The 20,077-nt window shown below is 65.4% G+C and carries 19 protein-coding genes; 4 read left to right on the forward strand and 15 right to left on the reverse strand.

Annotated features, from left to right (window positions below):
* Positions 1-39: 39 nt before the first annotated feature.
* Both SLG_RS19290 and SLG_RS19295 read left to right on the forward strand, forming a co-directional pair.
* Complete coding sequence (locus SLG_RS19290; RefSeq protein ID WP_014078205.1) at positions 40-1,002, forward strand: MlaD family protein; 963 nt, start codon at positions 40-42, stop codon at positions 1,000-1,002.
* Positions 1,003-1,016: 14 nt separating this feature from the next.
* Positions 1,017-1,640, forward strand: a complete 624-nt coding sequence (locus SLG_RS19295; protein WP_014078206.1) for an ABC-type transport auxiliary lipoprotein family protein — start codon at positions 1,017-1,019, stop codon at positions 1,638-1,640.
* 27 nt (positions 1,641-1,667) lie between these two features.
* Here the strand turns inward: SLG_RS19295 and pepN are convergent, their stop codons facing one another.
* A complete protein-coding gene (gene pepN / locus SLG_RS19300; RefSeq protein ID WP_014078207.1) occupies positions 1,668-4,271 on the reverse strand; it encodes an aminopeptidase N in 2,604 nt (867 codons plus the stop codon).
* Between the two features lie 240 nt (positions 4,272-4,511).
* Between pepN and SLG_RS19305 the strand changes: the two genes are divergently transcribed.
* Complete coding sequence (locus SLG_RS19305; protein ID WP_014078208.1) at positions 4,512-5,339, forward strand: epimerase; 828 nt, start codon at positions 4,512-4,514, stop codon at positions 5,337-5,339.
* On the opposite strand, the gene SLG_RS19310 is transcribed toward SLG_RS19305, so the two are convergent.
* Together SLG_RS19310 and SLG_RS19315 are read right to left on the reverse strand one after the other, a co-directional pair.
* A complete protein-coding gene (locus tag SLG_RS19310; RefSeq protein WP_014078209.1) occupies positions 5,283-6,200 on the reverse strand; it encodes a DMT family transporter in 918 nt (305 codons plus the stop codon). The two genes, SLG_RS19305 and SLG_RS19310, sit on opposite strands and share 57 nt — an antisense overlap.
* Entirely contained in the window at positions 6,197-7,198 is a 1,002-nt protein-coding gene (locus SLG_RS19315; RefSeq protein ID WP_014078210.1) for a threonine aldolase family protein, read from the reverse strand. Before SLG_RS19315 ends, SLG_RS19310 begins: the two co-directional genes overlap by 4 nt.
* A gap of 254 nt (positions 7,199-7,452) precedes the next feature.
* On the opposite strand from SLG_RS19315, the gene kdsA reads away from it, so the two are divergent.
* Complete coding sequence (gene kdsA, locus SLG_RS19320; RefSeq protein ID WP_041393779.1) at positions 7,453-8,265, forward strand: 3-deoxy-8-phosphooctulonate synthase; 813 nt, start codon at positions 7,453-7,455, stop codon at positions 8,263-8,265.
* A 28-nt stretch (positions 8,266-8,293) separates the two neighbouring features.
* Here the strand turns inward: kdsA and SLG_RS21125 are convergent.
* From SLG_RS21125 to hemE, 12 genes are all read right to left on the reverse strand, one after another.
* Positions 8,294-9,236 (reverse strand): IS630 family transposase gene (locus SLG_RS21125; RefSeq protein ID WP_014077526.1). Its coding sequence is split into 2 segments (ribosomal slippage): positions 8,294-8,899 and positions 8,901-9,236, totalling 942 coding nucleotides; the frame shifts between segments, so codons are not numbered across the junction.
* Between the two features lie 207 nt (positions 9,237-9,443).
* Positions 9,444-10,370 (reverse strand): ParB/RepB/Spo0J family partition protein, encoded by a 927-nt coding sequence (locus SLG_RS19330; protein ID WP_014078212.1) that lies wholly within the window; start codon positions 10,368-10,370, stop codon positions 9,444-9,446.
* Positions 10,367-11,149 carry a ParA family protein gene (locus SLG_RS19335; RefSeq protein WP_014078213.1) on the reverse strand — a complete coding sequence of 261 codons (783 nt, stop codon included), beginning with the start codon at positions 11,147-11,149 and terminating at the stop codon, positions 10,367-10,369. Before SLG_RS19335 ends, SLG_RS19330 begins: the two co-directional genes overlap by 4 nt.
* Positions 11,146-11,868 carry a 16S rRNA (guanine(527)-N(7))-methyltransferase RsmG gene (gene rsmG, locus SLG_RS19340; RefSeq protein WP_014078214.1) on the reverse strand — a complete coding sequence of 241 codons (723 nt, stop codon included), beginning with the start codon at positions 11,866-11,868 and terminating at the stop codon, positions 11,146-11,148. Before rsmG ends, SLG_RS19335 begins: the two co-directional genes overlap by 4 nt.
* Entirely contained in the window at positions 11,865-13,724 is a 1,860-nt protein-coding gene (gene mnmG, locus SLG_RS19345) for a tRNA uridine-5-carboxymethylaminomethyl(34) synthesis enzyme MnmG (protein ID WP_014078215.1), read from the reverse strand. Before mnmG ends, rsmG begins: the two co-directional genes overlap by 4 nt.
* 85 nt (positions 13,725-13,809) lie before the next feature.
* Complete coding sequence (gene mnmE / locus SLG_RS19350) at positions 13,810-15,108, reverse strand: tRNA uridine-5-carboxymethylaminomethyl(34) synthesis GTPase MnmE (protein ID WP_014078216.1); 1,299 nt, start codon at positions 15,106-15,108, stop codon at positions 13,810-13,812.
* A gap of 28 nt (positions 15,109-15,136) precedes the next feature.
* The gene (locus tag SLG_RS19355; protein ID WP_014078217.1) at positions 15,137-15,394 is read right to left on the reverse strand and encodes a DUF6489 family protein; all 258 of its coding nucleotides are present in this window, start codon (positions 15,392-15,394) and stop codon (positions 15,137-15,139) included.
* A 115-nt stretch (positions 15,395-15,509) separates the two neighbouring features.
* On the reverse strand, positions 15,510-16,196 hold the full coding sequence (locus SLG_RS19360) for a TerC family protein (RefSeq protein ID WP_014078218.1): 687 nt from the start codon (positions 16,194-16,196) through the stop codon (positions 15,510-15,512).
* A gap of 25 nt (positions 16,197-16,221) precedes the next feature.
* A complete protein-coding gene (rho, locus tag SLG_RS19365) occupies positions 16,222-17,478 on the reverse strand; it encodes a transcription termination factor Rho (RefSeq protein ID WP_014078219.1) in 1,257 nt (418 codons plus the stop codon).
* A 181-nt stretch (positions 17,479-17,659) separates the two neighbouring features.
* Positions 17,660-18,331, reverse strand: coding sequence for a nitroreductase (locus SLG_RS19370; RefSeq protein WP_014078221.1), 672 nt, complete (start codon positions 18,329-18,331; stop codon positions 17,660-17,662).
* A gap of 2 nt (positions 18,332-18,333) precedes the next feature.
* Entirely contained in the window at positions 18,334-18,774 is a 441-nt protein-coding gene (locus tag SLG_RS19375; protein ID WP_041393781.1) for a CopD family protein, read from the reverse strand.
* Between the two features lie 133 nt (positions 18,775-18,907).
* Positions 18,908-19,939: a uroporphyrinogen decarboxylase gene (hemE, locus tag SLG_RS19380; RefSeq protein ID WP_014078223.1), complete on the reverse strand. Its 1,032-nt coding sequence runs from the start codon at positions 19,937-19,939 to the stop codon at positions 18,908-18,910.
* Between the last annotated feature and the right edge of the window lie 138 nt (positions 19,940-20,077).

Consider the following 20,077-nt stretch of genomic DNA (forward strand, 5'->3'; position numbering starts at 1 on the left):
AGGCTCGCCATAACCCGCTCTGGAAGGCACAGGGGATAGATGGAAACACGATCCAACAATGTGTTCGTGGGCGTGATCGTCCTGTTGCTCGCGGCCCTCGCGATCGGCGGTGCGTTCTGGTTCGCGCGGATCAGCGAGGCGGACCAGCGGGAATATGACATATTCTTCCGCCAGTCGGTCAGCGGCCTCGCCAAGGGTTCGTCGGTGACTTACTCCGGCGTGCCTTCCGGGCAGGTCAAGAACATCGAGCTCTGGCACAAGGACCCGCGTTTCGTGCGCGTCCGCGTCGTCGTCGATCGCAAGACGCCCATCCTTCAGGGCACGACCGCGACGATCAATGGCGTGGGCTTCACCGGCGTTTCGGAAATCCAGCTCGCCGGCGCTGTGCGGGGCGCGCCGCCGCTCGGATGCCCCGAGCGGGACCGCGATTCCGTCTGCCCTGAAGGCGTACCCGTCATCCCGACGAAACCCGGCGCGCTTGGCGAGCTGCTGAACAGCGCGCCGATGCTGCTGGAGCGGATCACGACGCTGACCGAGCGACTGACCGAGCTGCTCGACGATCGCAACCAGCGGAACATCGCGGGCATTCTCGCCAATATCGACAAGCTGACCGGTGATCTCGCGGCAAGCGGTCCCGAGCTGGCCCAGACGATCGTGCAGACCCGCGCGACGCTGGAGAGCGCCGCCAGGGCCGCCGATGCGCTCGCGCAGGCAGCGAACAATACCAATGAGCTGGTGACGAGCGAGGGCAAGCCACTGATCGCCGATCTTCGCGCCACCGTTCAGTCCGCCCGCTCCACGCTGGATGGGCTGGACGCGACCATCAAGGACGCGAAGCCCGGCGTCGACGTGTTCACGCGGGACACGATGCCGCAGATCGGGCTGCTGGTCCGGGATCTGCGGCAGATGTCGCGCGCGATCCTCGCCGTGACCGAGAGGATCGATCAGCAGGGCGCCGGTGGCCTTATCGGCTCGCCGGCCCTGCCGGATTACAAGCCATGACAGGAAGGGCCGCCATGACACCGTTCCCCGCGCGCACGCGGATCATCGCGCTCGCCATGCTCGCCCTTGCCAGCCTGTCGATGACGGGTTGCGTGCGGATCGGCACGAAGCCGCCCGAGCGCCTCCTGTCGATCGCGGCCGCGACCTCGGCCCCGGCCGGCCAGACCCTGTCGGCCTCGCGGGATTCGGTCCTCTTCGTCGATCTGCCGACCGTACCGCGTGCGATCGCTACGGTGCGGGTAGCCGTGCGCACCGGCGACACCAGCTTTGCCTATGTGAAGGATGCGCTCTGGGTGGACGTCCCGGCGCGGCAGTTCCAGGGCCTGCTGGCGGAGACCATCCGCACGCGCACCGGCCGGCTCGTCCTTGACCCCACGCAGTTCCTGGCCCGCCGGGGCCAGCTCCTGGAAGGGAGCCTGCTCGAATTCGGAATCGACGCGGGACGGCGCCTCGCGATCGTCACATATGACGCCAGCCTGCTGGCGCCCGACGGGCAAAGCCTGACGCGCCAGCGTTTCACCGCCTCGGTGCCTGTCACGGCCATCGACAGCCAGACCGTGGCGCCAGCCATCAGCGAGGCGGCCAATCAGGTCGCGACCGCCGTTGCCGACTGGCTCAAGGAGCGGCCGGCCAACTGACCGCGCCGCTCCGGCGTCTTGCCGCCCTCAGGCCAGGCTCTTGGTGGCCTGCTCCAGCACATCCCGGGACAGTCCCGGGGTGGCCGCGATCCGCTCCAGCTCAGCGCGCATCATTGCCCCGCGCGCGCCATCGAAGCGGCGCCAGCGGCCGAGCGGTGGGACCAGCCGTGCCGCCGTCTGGGGATTGAGTTTGTCGAGCGCGATGATCGCGTCCGCGACCATGCAATAGCCCTTGCCGTCCGCCCGGTTGAATGCCCACTGATTGGCCGCGAAGGCCGAATAGAGCGCGCGCGCCCGGTTCGGATTGGCCAGCGTGAAATCGGCATGGCCGGCGAGCGCCTGCACGATCTCGACCGTGTCGGGATGGAAAGCCAGCGCCTGCGTCTGGAACCATTTGTCCACGACCAGCGCGTTGCCGGCATAGCGGCGGTAGAAGGCCGCCAGCGCCTGGTCGCGCTCGGGCGTTTCCCGATTGACGAGGATGGCGAGGGCCGCCTGCCGCTCAGTCATGTTGTCCGCCCGGTCGAACTGGCCGAAGGCAAGCGCCGAACCGTCGGGCGCGCCGGATGCCACGAGATAGGAGAGCGCCACGCCGCGCAACTTGCGGGCCGCCCGCGCATCTGCCGAAAGGGAGAAGCCGTTGCGGGCACATTCGGCATGGAGCGCGCGCCACTCGGATTCGAGCGCTTCGCCGATGCCGGTCATCAGCCGCTCGCGCGCCGCATGGATGGCGTCGGGATCGACGACCTGCATCTGGTCGCCCAGATAGGCCTCGCTCGGCAGGCGGACGGCCTCGGCCACGAAGGAGCGGTCGAGCGTCGGATCCGTGATCGTCCTGCGGATCGAATCGATGATGACGTCGCTTTCCAGCGGCGCGCCGGAGATATGCGCGAGCAGGCCATTGATCATCAGCTGCTGCATCGCTTCATAGCGGCTGAACGGATCATCGTCGCGCGCGGCGAGGAAGGCGAGATCCTGCGCGCTTTGCTCCGCCTCGACGATCACCGGCGCGGCAAAACCGCGGTTGAGCGACAGGACCGGCGCCTGGGCAAAGCCTTCCCGGCGCATTTCGAGCTGGTCGCGCGTCAGCACCACCAACTCCTCGCCCCCATGCTCACCCGTTGCCGGATCGAACAGCGCGAACTTGACGGGAATTGCCATCGGCGCCTTCTCGGGCTGGCCGGGCGTCGGCGGCAACGTCTGGCGCAAGGTGAGCGACAGGCTGCCGCTGGCCGGATCGTAGCGCTGCCGCACGGTGAGGCGTGGCGTACCGGCTTGGCTGTACCAGAGGCGGAACTGACCCAGATCGATCCCGCCGCCATCTTCCATGGCCTTGACGAAATCCTCGCACGTCACGGCCTGGCCGTCATGGCGGTCGAAATAGAGGTCAGTGCCCTGCCGGAACCGCTCCGGGCCCAGCAGCAGCGCGATCATGCGGATCAGCTCGGCGCCCTTGTTGTAGACGGTCGCGGTGTAGAAGTTGCTGATCTCCATATAGGATTCGGGCCGCACCGGATGCGCCAGCGGACCGGCGTCCTCCTGGAACTGGGCTGCGCGCAACGTGCGCACGTCCTCGATGCGCTTGACTGCCGCCGATCCCATGTCCGCCGAGAAGCACTGGTCGCGATAGACCGTGAAGCCTTCCTTCAGGGACAGCTGGAACCAGTCCCGGCAGGTGACGCGGTCTCCCGACCAGTTATGGAAATATTCGTGCGCCACGACGCTCTCGATCGCGTCGTAGTCCGGATCGGTCGCGGTTTCGGGATCGGCCAGCACGTAGCGCGAGTTGAAGATGTTGAGGCCCTTGTTCTCCATCGCCCCGAAATTGAAGTCCGAGACGGCGACGATGTTGAACACGTCGAGGTCATATTCCCGGCCATAGACGCGCTCGTCCCAGGCCATGCTGTTCTTCAGCGCCGTCATGGCGTGGCTGGTGCGCGGCAGGTCTTCCTCTCGCACCCAGATCCCCAGCCGCACCGCGCGGCCGCTCATGGTGGTGAAGCTGTCCGCATTGCAGGCCAGGTCACCGGCCACCATCGCGAAGAGATAGCTCGGCTTGGGATAAGGATCGACCCAGCGGGCCCAGTGCCGGCCATCGGGCAACTCGCCCTCTTCCACCGGATCGCCATTGGCCAGCAGCACCGGATAGGTCGCCTTGTCGGCGCGCATCGTGACGTCATAGCGCGAGAGCACGTCCGGCCTGTCCGGAAAGAAAGTGATGCGGCGGAAGCCTTCCGGCTCGCACTGGGTGCAGAGCAGGCCGCCCGAAGCATAGAGGCCCATGAGCTGGGTGTTGGTCGCGGGCGCGATCTGCACTTCCGTCTCGACCTCATGGGCATTGCCGGGCAGCGCGATGACGAGCACATCATCGTCCAGCCGCCAGTCTGCCGGGCTCAGCGCCTTGCCGTCCACCGCGACGCTCAGCGGAACCAGCCCGTCCCCGTCGAGGCGCAGCGGCCGGTCATGCCGGCCAGCGCGCGTGACGCTGAGCCGCGCCTTCACGCGCGTCGCGTGCGCGTCGAGGTCGAACTCGAGCCGGATGTGGTCGACCAGCCAGAGCGGCGGTTGATAGTCCTCGCGGCGAATGACGGGAGGCGTGGCGGGGGCGTGCGTGGTCTGGGTGTCTGCCATGGCCTATCCCTATGATGCCGCAGGCAAACGCACAACCTGGCATGGGCCCGGATGAGACGGGCGACACAGGACCACCGCACCATGCGTCGCCTTCGTGCATCTGTCCCCGCCCAGGGCCCACTGCGGGCAACATGACGTCATGCTGACCGATGGCGAATGGCCCTTGCCCGCGCCGGGGAAAGGCGCCAGTCCGGCAGCGAAGGCGCGGGCATTGGCCCGTCGGCCATTTCCGGAGCCGGCATGGCAAAGCATCTTCTCATTTTCGGGCTCGGCTACAGTGCCGGCCGGCTCGCGAGGCGCCTTGCCGCAGCGGGCTGGACGATCGAGTCCACCGGACGCGCCGGTTCGATGCCGTTTGACGACGCCGGACGTGTCCATGACGCCATCGCCCGCGCCACGCATATCCTCTCCTCCGTGCCCCCCACGGAAGCAACCGACCCGGTTCTGGATCGCTACGGAGCGGCACTGCGAGCCGCACCGGCCGCGTGGATCGGCTATCTTTCCTCCACCGGCGTCTATGGCGACACGGGCGGAGCCTGGGTGGACGAAAGCGCGCCGACGGGCGGCGGGCGGCGCGATGCCCGCGCGCGGGCGGACAGCGCGTGGCAGGCGCTCGGCCGACCGGTCCATATCTTCCGTCTGCCCAGCATTTACGGCCCCGGGCGCAGCGTGCTGGATCGCATTCGGGCAGGGAAGGCCCGTCGCGTCGCACTGCCCGGGCAGGTCTTCAGCCGCATCCATGTCGATGATATCGCCGCGGGCGTGGTCGCCGGCATGGATGGACCGGCAGGCGTCTACAATCTCGCCGATGACCGCCCCTGCGCGCACAATGACGTCATTGCCTATGGCTGCGCCTTGCTGGGCCAGCCGCGCCCGCCCTTGCTGCCGCTGGAGGACGCCGGACTCTCGCCTGCCGCGATGGCTTTCTATGCCGAGAACCGGCGCGTTTCGAACGGCAAGGCCCGGCGCCTGCTGGACTGGACGCCGGCCTTTCCCGATTATCGCGCCGGTCTAGCGGCGTGCCTTGCCGCGGAAACGGGCGCGCAAGGCGATGACCATGCCGCCTAGCGCCAGCAGCACGCCGGCAATCGCCAGCGACGTCCAGCGATAGCCCTCAAAGAGGGTAGAAAGCCCCATCGCGAGGATCGGGACGAGGACGCTGCTATACGCCGCCGGCCCCGCGCCGATCCGCTGGATGAGGCGGAAGTAGAGTGGAAAGGTGATGACCGAGCCGGCAATCGCCAGATAAGCGACGCCCAGCCAGTATGCGGGACGCGGGTCGATCACGGGCGGGCCAGTCGTGATCCACGCCCAGACGGCATCCGCCGCCGCGCCAATCGCCATCGCCCAGGTGAGCAGGCTCGCCATCGGCACCGTGCGCGCAAGCGGCGCCGCCTGCATGACGTTGGACACCGACGCGAACATCACCGCGATCACGCAGATGCCGAAGCCCAGCAGGACCTGCGCCGGCGTCGCCATCACGCTGGTGCGATACTCATTGAGGAAAAGCAGGGCGATACCGGCAATCGCCACGGCCGAGCCGAGCACGAAGCCGCCGGTCACGCGCTCGCCGAAGAAGATGCGGGCGAGCAGGCTGTTGGGGATCATCAGCAGCGCATAGACCAGCGCGCAGAGCCCGGAAGTCAGGAAGACCTCGGCCCGGTAGAGAAGATTGAAGTTGAAGGCGAATTGCGCGAGGCCGAGCGCGGCGGCGAACAGCATCGCCCGCCGGTCGATCGCCAGCGAGGCGCCGCTCAGCCGCGCGACCACAGCCATGCCGAGCGCCGCCAGCGCGAAGCGATAGCAGACGGACCAGCCCGGCGGCACGATCGCGAGCTGATCGCGGATCACGATCCAGGTCGAGGACCAGATGAGGGTGACAGTCGCGAACGGCAGGATGATGCCACTCGCGGAAGGGGCTTTGCTCACAGAGCGGAGAGCGCGGCGGCGAGCGGCGCCACCTCGGCCTCGCCCTGATGCCAGCTCGTGACCAGCCGCGCGGCGCCGGCCCCCCAGTCGTAGAAGGCGAAGCCCTGCCCGCGCAGCCGGGCGGCCTCGTCCGCCGAGAGACGCAGAAACAGCTCGTTCGCCTCGACGGGATGGAGCAGCCGCTCGCCCGCCGCCTGCGCCAGAATGGTCGCGGCGGCATTGGCGGCGCGCGCGTTCGCCAGCCACAACTCGCCCTCCAGCATGGCGTGAAGCTGGGCGGCAATGAACCGGCCCTTGGAAAGCAGATGGCCGGCCCGCTTGCGCCGCCGCCGGGCCTCGTCCGCCCGGGCGGGATCGAAGAGGATCAGCGCTTCCGCGTTGAGCGCGCCATTCTTGGTGAAGCCGAAGCTCAAGGCATCCACGCCCGCGCGCCACGTGACGTCCGCGGGCGCGCAATCGCGGCTTGCGATCGCATTGGCGAAGCGCGCGCCGTCCATGTGTAGCGCCAGCCCATGCTCGCGGCAGAAGGCGCCGATCGCCGCCAGCTCGTCGGGCGTGTAGACCCGGCCATATTCCGTGGCATTGGTGAGCGAGACCGCATGCGGCTGGACCTGATGCACGTCCCTGCGGACCTGCGCCATCCGCTCGCGCAGGCTCTGCGCCGAGAGTTTTCCACCCTCGGCGCGGCAGGTCATCAGCCGCGCGCCACCGGTCTGCAGTTCCACGGCACCGCATTCATCCGCGACGATATGCGCGTCCTCATGCGTCAGCACCCCGCCATAAGGGGGGCACAGCAGCGCAAGCGCAAGCGCATTGGCGGACGTCCCCGTCGAGGTCCAGATGACCGCCACGTCCCGTTCGAACAGCGCTGAAAAACGCGCGTCGAGCCCTTGGCTGAGCGCGTCGCCATCATAAGCGGTATCCACGCCATTGGCGGCCTCCATCGCCGCCAGAAGCGCGGGATGGACAGGGGCTGCATTGTCGGAAAAGAACTGCATGGCACCCCGCGCATGGCGTCTCACACGGGCCTCGTCAATGCAGCGTGGAACCGCGATTGTCGAAAAGGCGCGCGCATCCATGGCTGCGGGCTTTCCGCGCGGCGACGGCCCCGCTAATGCGGCCGGAAACTTTCAGGAAGGAACGCATGTCCGATGAGGATGCCCGGTCATTTCAGGCCCCCAGCCGCGCCGACCCCGCGCAGGCCGCGCGGAAACCGGTCTCGCCTGTGACGGCCGTGCAGCCCCGCACTGTCATGGTCGGCGATATCGCAATCGCCAATGACCGGCCGCTGGCGCTGATCGCCGGCCCCTGCGCGATGGAATCGCGCGCACATGCGCTGGAGACGGCGCAGGCCCTGGTCGAGATGACCGGCGCGCTCGGCATGCCGCTCATTTACAAGAGCAGCTTCGACAAGGCGAACCGGACCTCGGTCGATGCCGCGCGCGGAATCGGACTCGCCGCCGCGCTCGACATCTTCGCCGAGGTGAAGGCCCGTTTCGGCTGCCCCGTCATCACCGATGTGCATGAGGCCGGTCAGTGCGCCCCCGTGGCCGAGGTAGTGGACGTGCTGCAGATCCCCGCCTTTCTCTGTCGCCAGACCGATCTCCTGCTTGCAGCCGCGGGCACCGGGCGTGCCGTCAATGTGAAGAAGGGGCAGTTCCTCGCGCCGTGGGACATGGCGAATGTCGCGGCCAAGCTGATGAGCACCGGCAATGAGAAAGTGCTGCTTACCGAGCGCGGCGCGAGCTTCGGCTACAACATGCTCGTCAGCGACATGCGCGCGCTGCCCGTCCTTGCTGAAACCGGCTGCCCGGTGGTGTTCGACGCGACGCACAGCGTCCAGCAGCCCGGCGGGCGCGGCACGAGCTCCGGGGGCGAGCGGCGTTTCGTCCCCGTCCTGGCGCGAGCGGCGGTCGCGGTCGGCGTGGCGGCGGTCTTCATCGAGACGCATGAAGCGCCGGACCGCGCGCCAAGCGATGGCCCGAACATGGTCCCGCTGGATGAGCTGCCCGCGCTTCTCGCTGATCTTCAGGCCTTCGACCGGCTGGGCAAGAATCGGGCCTGAGGCCGGGAGACATTAGAGCGTGATCATCTTAGGTTGAAGCATAGCCACTATTTCTGAGATAGTTTGCGCACTCGGTGGGGGAGAAGGCGTCGAGCAGTGATCCGATGCGCTTCCATGTTGCCTCGACTGATCGTTCGTTTGCCTTTCGCAAGAGCGTCTTGAGCTTGGCGAAGACCTGCTCGATTGGGTTGAGGTCAGGGCTGTAGGGCGGCAGGAACAGGAGCTTGGCCCCGCAGCTGCGGATAGCCTCACGCACGGCCTGGCCTTTGTGGCTGCCGAGGTTGTCCATGATGACGATGTCGCCCGGGGCAAGCGTAGGGACGAGGAACTGCTCGACATAGGCAAGGAAGAGTTGGCCGTTGATTGGTCCGTCGAGCACGCACGGGGCATCGATCCGGTCGTGGCGCAGCGCGGCGAGGAAGGTCAGTGTGCGCCAGTGACCGAACGGCACTTTCGCGTGCAGCCTCTGTCCGCGCCAGGCGCGACCGTGGGTGCGGGTCATGTTGGTCTTGGCCCAGGTCTCGTCAATGAAGACGAGGCGCGATGGATCAAGCCGGTTCTGGTACTTGCGCCACTGCATCCGTCGGCGGGCGATGGCGGGACGATCCTGCTCGCTGGCGAACAGGCTTTTTTTTGAACGACAGTCCCTCGCGTTCGAGGAACAACCACAGCGCGCCATAACTCGCCTTCACCCCGCGGTCTGCCAGTTCGGCCAGCAAGCCACGCAGCGTCAGATCGGGTTCTGCTGCAACACGCGCCAGCAGCCACTCCCGCTCCGGCAGCAACACCGGCTTGCGGTGCCCGCCCAGTTTGCCTGGGACAACCCCGCCAGTCCGGCGCTGGCGCTGAGACCAACGCACAGCGCTCGCAACGCTCACGCCAAACTGCGCCGCTGCCGTTCGGGCGGAAGCGCCCGACGCCATCGCAGCAACAACCCGCTCACGAAGATCAATCGAATAGGCTCGGCTCATCCCTGCTGGCCTCCTGCCCAGCCAACAGGTTGAATCAGAAAAATCAGCCCGCGTGAATCCCCAATCGATTCAATCAAACAAGATCACGCTCTAGCTGCGGATTTTTCGCCGGTCGGATCTTTCGCGACCGACCGGCAATAGGTCTTGCCGCCTCGGGCCGAACGAATGCCTGTGACGGATAACACCGGCGTCCCCGCGAGCTATACCTCAGAAACCGCCGCCGGTGAGCTTCTGGCAGATCATGTCGAGCTGCTCGAGGCTGGAATAATTGAGCGTGAGCGAGCCCTTGCCGTTCTCGAACGCAATGCCGACCTTGAGGCCGAGCAGGTCGGAAAGATGCTGCTCCATCGCGACGAGATCGGGGTCGCGAGCCCCGCCAGCATTGCTTGTTTCTTCACGTGGAGAACGGCCTTCTCGCTTGAGCCGTACGAGCTTCTCGGTTTCGCGCACGGACAAGCCCTTATGCGCGATGTCGCGAGCCAGTTGCGAGCAGTCGGCCGCGCCGATCAGCGCGCGCCCGTGCCCCATGCTCAGCTGCCCGCCCATCACGAGATCCTGCACATCGTCTGGAAGGTCGAGAAGGCGCATCAGGTTGGCGATGTGGCTCCGAGACTTGCCGACGATCCGCGCCAGCGCATCCTGGCTATGCTGGAATTGGTCGATCAGCCGCCGATAGGCCTGCGCTTCCTCTATGGGGTTCAGGTCCTCGCGCTGGATATTCTCCACCAGCGCGATTTCCAGCGTCTCGGCCTCGCTGAAATCGCGGACGATCGCAGGAATTTCGTGAAGCTGCGCTTTCTGCACGGCGCGCCAGCGCCGCTCGCCCGCGACGATCTGATAGCGCCCACCGGCGACCGGGCGCACGATGATGGGCTGGATCACCCCGCGCGCGCGAATGCTCTCCGCCAGTTCATCCAGCGCCTGCTCGTCGAATTGCCGACGCGGCTGCTCGGGATGCGGCGCTATGCGGGAGACCGGCAGGAACTGGACCGAGCGATTATTCTCTGGCCGCCCGCCATCCGCACCGTCATTGCTCACGGGCACGTCTTGCGTCACGTCGCCCAGCAGGGCCGAGAGACCCCGCCCCAGCGGTCGCCGCGCTTGCGCCCGGTTGGTCACGTCACCTTCACTCATGCCGCAACCTCCGCCTTGGGCAGCTTGTCGATCAGTTCCCGGGCCAGCGCCATATAGGCCTCCGATCCAGCGCAGCGCATATCGTAGATGAGCGCCGGCACGCCATGACTCGGCGCCTCGGAAAGGCGCACGTTGCGCGGAATCACGGTCTTGAAGACCAGATCACCCAGACAGGCGCGCACATCCTCCGCCACCTGTTCGGTCAGCCGGTTGCGCCGATCATACATGGTCAGTGCCACGCCGAGGATCGACAAGTCCTCATTGAAGCGCGCACGGATACGCTCGAATGTCTGGAGCAGTTGGGACAGACCCTCCAGCGCAAAGAATTCGCATTGCAACGGCACGAGAATGGACTGCACTGCCACCATGGCATTCACGGTGAGCAGCCCGAGCGAAGGCGGACAATCGATCAGGCAAACGTTCCAACGGTGGGTCCCGGCCGATTGCAGCGCATTGAGGAGACGATGGGTGCGCTGCTCCACTTCGATCAGCTCGATCTCCGCGCCGGACAGGTCTTGTGTTGCCGGGATGATATCCAGGCCGGGGACCAGGCTGCGAATGACCGCGTCATCAATGGTGCAATCGCCCATCAGCAGATCATAGCTGGACCGCTTGCGATCGCGCACCTGCACGCCGAGCCCCGTCGACGCATTTCCCTGCGGATCGAGATCGATCAACAGGGTGCGGTGGCCTGTCGCTGCAAGCGCGGTGGCGAGATTGATCGCGGTCGTTGTCTTGCCGACCCCGCCTTTCTGGTTTGCGATAGCAATGCTGATCATGACCGTACTCGCGCGCCGCGAGATCTGGTTGCCGCTCGCTTCGGGCGCTGGCGAAGCGATGCTGCACTGCGGGGCGCCGGGCCCCGCCCGGGCCTGTGGAGGTCCTTGATTGTCACGACGACACTCTCGGGATCGGTGATGCTATGTTCCACGTGAAACATAGCTTGCCAGTCCTGACGGATGTTTTCCAGTTCCTTCTCGCCATTTCGGCCCTTCGGCAGCAACCAAAGCGTCTTTTCATCCGAAAGATGAGCGGCGCTCGCGAGGAGACGATCGAGCGGAGCGTAAGCGCGCGCGGAAATGACGGCTGCCGGCGCCTCCCCATGAACGCGCTCGACTTTTCCCGTCACGACCTCGACATGTGCCAGTCCCAATGCGTCCACACAGCGCTGGAGAAACGCGCTCCGCAAAGGCCTGACCTCGATCAGCTTTACAGGACCCGATCGGAGGCACGCCACGACCATGCCGGGAAATCCTGCACCCGTGCCGAGATCGATCCATGCGCCCTCACCTGCCCCGGCGCCTTCGGAAAGAGCGAGGAGCTGAGCCGAGTCCACGATATGGCGGGCCCAGAGATGCTCCCGGCTTGCCGCCGATATCAGATTCTGTCGTTCCGATTCTTCGAGCACCATATCCGCAAAAGCCCGCAACCGTTCACCAGCTGCCCCCTGCCACCAGCCATGCCCATCAAGCCACGCTTTCGCTTCCTCTTCGGTCATGCCGCATGCTGCCGAATGGCCACGAGAAGTGCTGCCAGGGCTGCGGGCGTTATGCCCCTGATTCGCGCCGCAGCACCCAGCGTCTCGGGGCGCGCCAAAGTCAGGCGTTCGACCATCTCCGTGCTCAGGCCCCCGATCGCGCCATAGTCCAGATCGTCCGGCAGTCCGATCGCCTCATTCGCCCGCAGCGCCCGCACCTCGGCATTTTGCCGCTCAACATAGGGCGCGTAAACGGCATCCTGCATAAGCTCATCCAGAAGCTCTCCGTCGCCCGCCTCTCCCAGGGCCGGGGCCACCTTCAGGAGATGATCGACCGTCACCGCGGGAAAGCGCGCCCACTCATGCAGCGGGCGCTTGATTCCGTCATCCTTCACATCCGCACCAGCAGCGCGCAATATGTCCGCCCCCACAACTGCGCCGAGGGCCTGGACAGCTTCTTCCCGGCGCACTTCCCGCTCGTGCCACCAGAGTTCACGCTCCTCCCCCAACAGGCCGAGTTCGAGCCCGACAGGCGTCAGCCGCGTGGCTGCATTGTCGGCACGGAGCCTCAAGCGAAATTCCGCACGTGCGGTGAGCATCCGATAGGGTTCAGTGATTCCCTGCAAGCACAGGTCATCCACAAGGACCCCAAGATAGCTTTCCGCCCGATCAAGAATGAGAGGTGCAAGATCGCGCGCATGAGCAGCCGCATTGGCACCGGCGAGCAAGCCCTGCGCGGCCGCCTCTTCATAGCCGGTCGTTCCGTTGATCTGCCCGGCGAGGAAGAGTCCGGGCATCGCCCGCAGCGCGAGCCGCCTGTCCAGCGCGCGCGGATCGATATGGTCATATTCGACCGCATAGCCCGCCACCGCAACCTCGACTTGGGCAAGCCCAGGCAATGTCCGGAGAAATGCGCGCTGCACGTCCGCTGGCAGCGATGTGCTCAGCCCATTGGGATAAACGAGATGGGTGTCCAGACCCTCTGGCTCCAGAAAGACCTGATGCCCATCCCGGTCGCCAAAGCGGACGATCTTGTCCTCTATGGACGGGCAATAACGCGGGCCCCGTCCTTCGATATCCCCCGAGAAGAGCGGCGACTGGCCGAGATTATCCCGAATGATCGCATGAGTATGCTCGTTGGTACGGGTGATGGCGCAGCGCAGTTGCGGCAAGCTCTGCCTGCCCTCCCCGCCCAGGAACGACATGGTCCAGTGCTCGCTATCGCTCGGCTGCTCCTCCAGCGCGGACCAGTCTATGGTTCGGCCGTCAAGCCTCGCCGGGGTGCCTGTCTTGAGGCGTCCCATCGGCAGATCGAGCTCGCGAAGCTGGCGCGCCAACTGGCTCGCGCCATGCTCATCGATCCGCCCGCCCTCGATGCGCTCCGCACCCCGGAACATCAGGCCACCGAGAAATGTGCCGGTCGTGAGCACGACGGCGCGGCCCTCAACACCAGTGCCATCCGCAAGGACGACGCCACTCACCAACCCTCCTGCGCGCTGCTGGAGCGCAGCGACCTCACCCCGAAGGACGTGAATGCGCTTCTGCTTTTCCACCGCGCTTTGAACCGCCGCGCGATACAGCCGGCGATCAGCCTGCACCCGGGGACCCCGCACGGCGGCACCCTTACTGGCATTCAGCATCCGCCGATGAATGGCCGCTGCATCGGCCGCTCTGGCCATGATGCCGTCGAGGGCATCGATCTCGCGAACGAGATGCCCTTTGCCAAGGCCGCCAATGGAAGGGTTGCAGGACATCTCGCCGATCCGCGTGGGATCGGCCGTGATCAGCGCGACGCTGGCCCCGCGACGCGCGGCAGCTGCCGCAGCCTCGGTCCCTGCATGACCGCCGCCGACAATGATGACATCGAAACCGTCCATGGCTCGCCTCTAGAACGCATGGTCACAATGGTCAAAGCGGAACGGACTTGGCGTCACTGTTCCACGTGGAACAATGTAAACGCACTCACTTTCCGATGCAGAATCCGGAAAAGACCTCATCGAGAACGGCGTCAGTGGTGGATCGGCCGGTGAGCTCATCCAAAGAGGCCAGAGCCTGCCTCAGGCATTCGCCCACGAGAATCTCATCATCCAGTTCCCCGGCCTCGCCGACGGACAGCGCCGCACGCCCCACAATCTCTCGTTGACGTTGCGACAGGGCATAATCTCCCGGGATCGGTAGGAGTAACATTGCCTGCGCACAAATGGCCCCGACCAGCCGATCCATCCCCTCGCCCGAGACAGCGGAAATCGCGAGGCCTTCTGCATGCCTCTGCCCGAGATCCGCCTTGGCCTGAACGCAAATCACGTACCCTGTGACGCCAGGGCGATCTGCCGGGTCGCCAAGCCACAGGATGATATCCGCCCCCGAAAGAAAAGCCGATGCCCGGGATATTCCGATACGCTCGATCTCGTCGCTCGAATCCTCGCGCAGCCCGGCCGTATCCGCAAGGATGATGGGAATGCCATTCAAGGAAATAGTGGCCTCGATCACATCCCGCGTCGTGCCGGCATGCGGTGAGACGATCGCCGCTTCCCGCCCCACAAGATAGTTGAACAAGGTGGATTTGCCGGCATTGGGCGGCCCGCCAATGGCTACCCTGATGCCTTCCCGCATCCGTTCGGCACCCGGGCGGACCAGCTCACTTTCCATATCACGGGCGATCGTGCGGCAGTCTTCTGCAAGCGCATCGCTTATGGCCCCGGCGCGCGACACATCATCCTCATCCGCAAAATCGAGCTGGGCTTCCACCTGCGCGGCGAGCCGCGTGAGCGCCTGCGTCCACGTGGAAATACGCCGGGAGAATTGCCCAGCCATCATCGCCATTGCAGCGCGGCGCTGTAGGGCCGTCTCGGCGGCCAGCAGGTCGCCCAGCCCTTCGATGGCCGCCAGATCGGTCCGGCCATTCAGGAAGGCCCGTCGCGTAAATTCACCCGCCTGCGCAAGGCGCAGACCCGGTAGGGCCGCCAGCGCCGCTTCGATACCGCGCACCACGGCCCACGACCCATGACAATGGAGCTCCGCCATCGGCTCACCCGTCTCCGTCCGGTCCCCCGGAAAGCAGATGAGCAGACCCTCGTCCAGCAGCTCCCCACTTGTCGGATCGACAAAGCGCCGCAGCCCCGCCTGGCGCGGCGGTGGCAGATCGCGCGTGGTCAGGCGCCGCGCAGCATCGAGAGCGTCCGGGCCCGAGAGCCGAATGACGGCAATGGCGGCCGGCGGCCTGCCACTCGACAAGGCAAAGATGGTATCGGGGCTCGCCATGGAGAATGAACCGCGAGAGACGGGAGTCTCAGCCGTCCTTCTTCGCGGGGCCCCCGGCAGCGGCATTCATGCCGAGGTCCATGAAGCTGGAGAACAGCTTCATGCCAGCGTCGCCCAGCGGCGAAAGACTGCGGAACATCCGTTCCATCTGCTCGAGATTGGTCTGCCCGCTCATCGTGTCGAGAACGGTCTGAACATAGAGGTCATGGATCGGCCTCATGTCCGGCAGGCCCAGAAAGGTACGGGCTTCCTCGGGCGTGCATTGCACATCGACATTGAATTTCATGGTCGCGATGCTCCGACTGTGATCCGCCAGCTTCTGCCATGCCCGATCTTTCGGCCTTTGGCCACCGGCTTGCCGGCAACCGGACTGCCGCAAGGCAGCACGCGGTTGCCAGTTCCTACTGGAACAACTGCAGCAGACCGATCTTCTGGTCAGTGATGCCAGTATAGATCATCGTCACAGCCACATAGAGGATCACCAGCAGGCCGATCCAGGCAATCCAGCGATAACGCTCGATATATTTGGCGATGATGTTGGCCGCGAGACCCATCAGGGCAACCGCGAAGACGAGGCCGATCATCAGGATACCCGGATGCTCGCGCGCTGCACCGGCAACCGCCAGCACATTGTCGAGGCTCATCGAGACATCGGCGATGGCCACGGCCCAGGCCGCGCCCAGGAAGCTCTTCGCCGGCTTGAGGCCGCTGCTCTCGTCGCCTTCGATCTCGGGCGATCCGGGGCTTTCCACCGCGGCGGCGCCATGGCCGATCTCGCGATACATCTTCCAGGCGACCCAGAGCAGCAGAACGCCGCCAGCGAAGACCAGCCCGATTACCTGCAGGAGCTGCGTGACCACCAGCGCGAAGCCGATGCGCAGCACCAGAGCGGCAATGATGCCGATCAGGATGACCTGGCGGCGCTGGTGGGCGGGCAGGCCCGCCGCCAGCGCGCCGATCACGATCGCATTGTCGCCGGCTAGAACGATGTCGATGAGCAGCACCTTGCCGAAGGCCGACCAGGCGCTGAGGTCGCCCGAGAAGAGATGCGCGATATCCGCGACGATGAGGTTCCAGATGTCGGTCATGACGAAGTGATAACCCCCGGCTCGCCTACTGGTTCATTGTGGCGAAGAAATCCTCGTTCGTCTTGGAATCCTTCATCTTGTCCAGCAGGAACTCCATGGCGTCGATCGTGCCCATCTGCATGAGGATGCGGCGCAGCACCCACATCTTGGAGAGCTTGTCCTTCTCGACCAGCAGCTCTTCCTTGCGGGTGCCGCTCTTGCCCACGTCCAGCGCCGGGAAGATGCGCTTGTCCGCCACCTTGCGGTCAAGCACGATCTCGCTGTTGCCGGTGCCCTTGAACTCCTCGAAGATCACTTCGTCCATGCGGCTGCCGGTGTCGATCAGCGCGGTGGCGATGATCGAGAGCGAACCGCCTTCCTCGATGTTGCGCGCGGCACCAAAAAAGCGCTTGGGCCGCTGCAGCGCGTTGGCGTCGACACCGCCGGTCAGCACCTTGCCGGAGCTGGGGACGACCGTGTTGTAGGCGCGGCCAAGGCGCGTGATCGAATCGAGCAGGATGACCACATCCTTCTTGTGCTCGACGAGGCGCTTGGCCTTCTCGATCACCATTTCGGCGACCTGCACGTGGCGCGTGGCAGGCTCGTCGAAGGTCGAGGAGACGACCTCGCCCTTCACGCTGCGTTGCATGTCCGTGACTTCCTCGGGCCGCTCGTCGATGAGCAGCACCAGCAGGAAGACCTCGGGATGATTGTCCGTGATCGCCTTGGCGATGTTCTGCAGCAGCACGGTCTTGCCGGTGCGCGGCGGCGCCACGATGAGCGCGCGCTGGCCCTTGCCCTGCGGCGCGATGATGTCGATCACGCGTGCCGACTTGTCCTTGACCGTCGGGTCGAGCGTGTCGAGCTTCAGCTTCTCGTCGGGATAGAGCGGCGTCAGATTGTCGAAATTGACGCGATGGCGCACCACGTCCGGATCGTCGAAATTGACGCTGACGAGTTTGGTCAGCGCGAAATATCGTTCGCCATCCTTGGGCGCGCGGATCTCGCCTTCCACCGTGTCACCGGTGCGCAGGCCGAAACGACGGACCTGGTTGGGGGAAACGTAGATGTCGTCAGGACCGGCGAGATAATTCGCTTCCGGGCTGCGCAGGAAACCGAAACCGTCCGCCAGCACCTCGATGGTGCCCAGACCCATGATCTGCTCGCCATTTTCCGCCTGCTCCTTGAGGATGGCGAACATGAGATCCTGCTTGCGGAGCGTCGATGCGCCCTCCACGCCCAGTTCTTCCGCCATGGCGACGAGTTCGGCAGGCGCTTTGCGTTTGAGATCCTTGAGATGCATTTCGAGAGTCCGGAAATTGGCGTGTGGAGCCAGATGGAAGGATTTTTTGCCGGATTCGCCATTCGACGGCGTGGGGAACGCGCGGGTCGCGATCCGGAAAGGAACAGCTCCGAATTAGGGGCTGGCCCGCCCCAAGTCAAGCGACCGGAGACGGGGCGGAATCCGGCGCAGATATTATGTCTTAGTCCTTGAGAATATGAAGGATTTCTTCCGGATCGGCGCGGTCTGCGATCACAGTGTTCACTGGCGCATGCGGATCGGCCCGGCCGATCGAGAGCCCGCAATAGAGCGTCAGATGGTCCGGGACGCCAAGCTGTGCACGCACCGTGCTGTGAAAGACGGACCAGCTGATCTGCGCGCAGCTGTCCAGCCCGGCTTCGGTCAGCAACAGCATCACCGTCTGCAGATAGATGCCCAGATCCGCCCATTGCGAAGGTCCGGCGGCCTTGTCGATGAACAGGAACATCGCGGCCGGCGCGCCAAAGGCCTGGTGGTTGTTGTAGACGTAGCGCAGCCGGCCGTCATGATCCTCGCGAGCGATGTCCATGGCGGCATATTGCCGCTCCCCGCAATGAAAGCGGCGAGCGGCATAAGGGTCTTCCAGCGGCTCGGGATAGACCGGGAAGGGCCGCTCGTCGAAGGCGGGCGGAACGACGCTGCGGGCCCGCGTCGCGTCCCGGAGCGCCTCGAGCCGGGCACCGGTCACCAGCCACACATGCCAGGGCTGGATATTGCTGTTGGAAGGGGCCCGCAGCGCCTTGCGGAGCACTGTCTCCAGCAGGCTCTGGTCGATCGGCTCGGGCAGGAACGCACGGATGGACCGGCGGCTGGCGACGGCATTGCTCACGTCCATGGTCAGAAGGGCCGTACGATCACGAGGATGACGACGAAAGTGACCAGAAGCGCGGGCACTTCGTTGATCATCCGCAGCCGCTTTTCCGGCCAGGGCCGCTGGCCTGCGGCGAGCTTTTTCGAATAGCCCACCATCCAGCCGTGGAAGCCCGAAAGGATGAGCACGAGCAGCAGCTTGCCGTGGAACCAGCCCTGGCTCCAGGCCCCGACATGGAATGCCAGCATCAGGCCGAAAAGCCAGACCAGCACGAGCGAGGGATTCATGATGATGCGGCGAAGTCGGCCTTCGCGCTCGATCCAGGCGAGATCCTCGGGCGATCCGAGGTCCGTCTGCTGATGATAGACGAAATAGCGCGGCATCATGAACAGGCTGGCCATCAGGAAAATCACGAAGATGACATGGGCGGCCAGAACCCAGGGATAGGCGGCGCCCAGAAATCCGATGCCCGGCAGGATCGACATGGAAAGTCTCGTTTCTCTTTGTTTGCGGCTTGCCCGACCGCCGCCTTCTAGAACCGCGCGAGGAAAATTGGAACGGCCGGAATCACGGGTCGCCGCAACGCCTCCGGACTGTGGCTCAGCCGCGCACGCGCCGCACCAGCCGCTCGACATGCTCGATCGGTGTATCGGGCAGGATGCCATGGCCCAGATTGAAGATATGCGGGCGATGCTGCAGCGCTTCGAGGATCGTGTCGACCGCCCGGTCCAGCGTCTCGCCTCCGGCAATGAGCGCGAGGGGATCGAGATTGCCCTGCACCGGCAGCCCGGCCGGCAGCGCCTTATGGGCCCAGACGGGATCGATGGTCTCGTCCAGTCCGAGCGCGTCGACCCCGGTTCCCTCGGTATAATCGGGCAGTTTCGCGCCCGCGCCCTTGGGGAAGCCGATGACCGGCGTTTCGGGATGGCGCGCCTTGAGCGCTGTCACGATCGCTGCGTTGGGTGCGATCACCCACTGGCGGAACTGCTGGGGGCTGAGCGATCCGGCCCAGCTGTCGAAAAGTTGCACGGCATCGACGCCTGCTTCGATCTGGGCCGAGAGATAATCGATCGTCGTCGCCACGATCGACTCGATGATAGCGCCGAACCGGGCGGGCTCCTGATAGGCCATGCGCCGGGCCGCGGCGTGATCCTTGCTGCCCGCGCCGGCCACCATATAGGTCGCTACGGTCCAGGGGCTGCCCGCAAATCCAAGGAACGTGGTCTCTGGAGACAAGGCGCGCTTCACCTTGCGGACGGTCTCGATAACCGGTGCGAGGCGCTCCGGTGCGGCCTGAAGCGTCGCGAGCTCGGCCTTCGCCAGCGGCGGCGCGAGGCGCGGTCCTTCGCCTGCCTCGAACCAGAGGTCCTGCCCCAGCGCGTGCGGCACCACCAGAATGTCGGAAAAGAGAATGGCGCCATCGAAGCCGAACCGGCGGATCGGCTGGAGCGTCACTTCGGCGGCCGCCTCGCTGTCATAGCACAGGTCGAGAAATCCGCCCTTTTCCGCGCGCAAGGCCCGGTATTCGGGGAGATAGCGCCCGGCCTGGCGCATGAGCCAGAGCGGCGGGCGGCTGGGCCGCTGTCCGCGCAGAACGCCGAGCAGGGGCGGCAGGACAGTCCGGTCATCCACGAGTCTATATCCTGAATCTAAGTTAAAGAGGGTTGTTGGAATCTGTTGGGGCGTGGAAGCCGGGCATTATTGCTTCCTCCGCCTTTTGCCAACAGCTTGACCTTTCCGTTGCCGCGGCCACGCGATGAGTCCCGGCAT

It is taken from the genome of Sphingobium sp. SYK-6 (assembly GCF_000283515.1).
Lineage (GTDB): Bacteria > Pseudomonadota > Alphaproteobacteria > Sphingomonadales > Sphingomonadaceae > Sphingobium > Sphingobium lignivorans.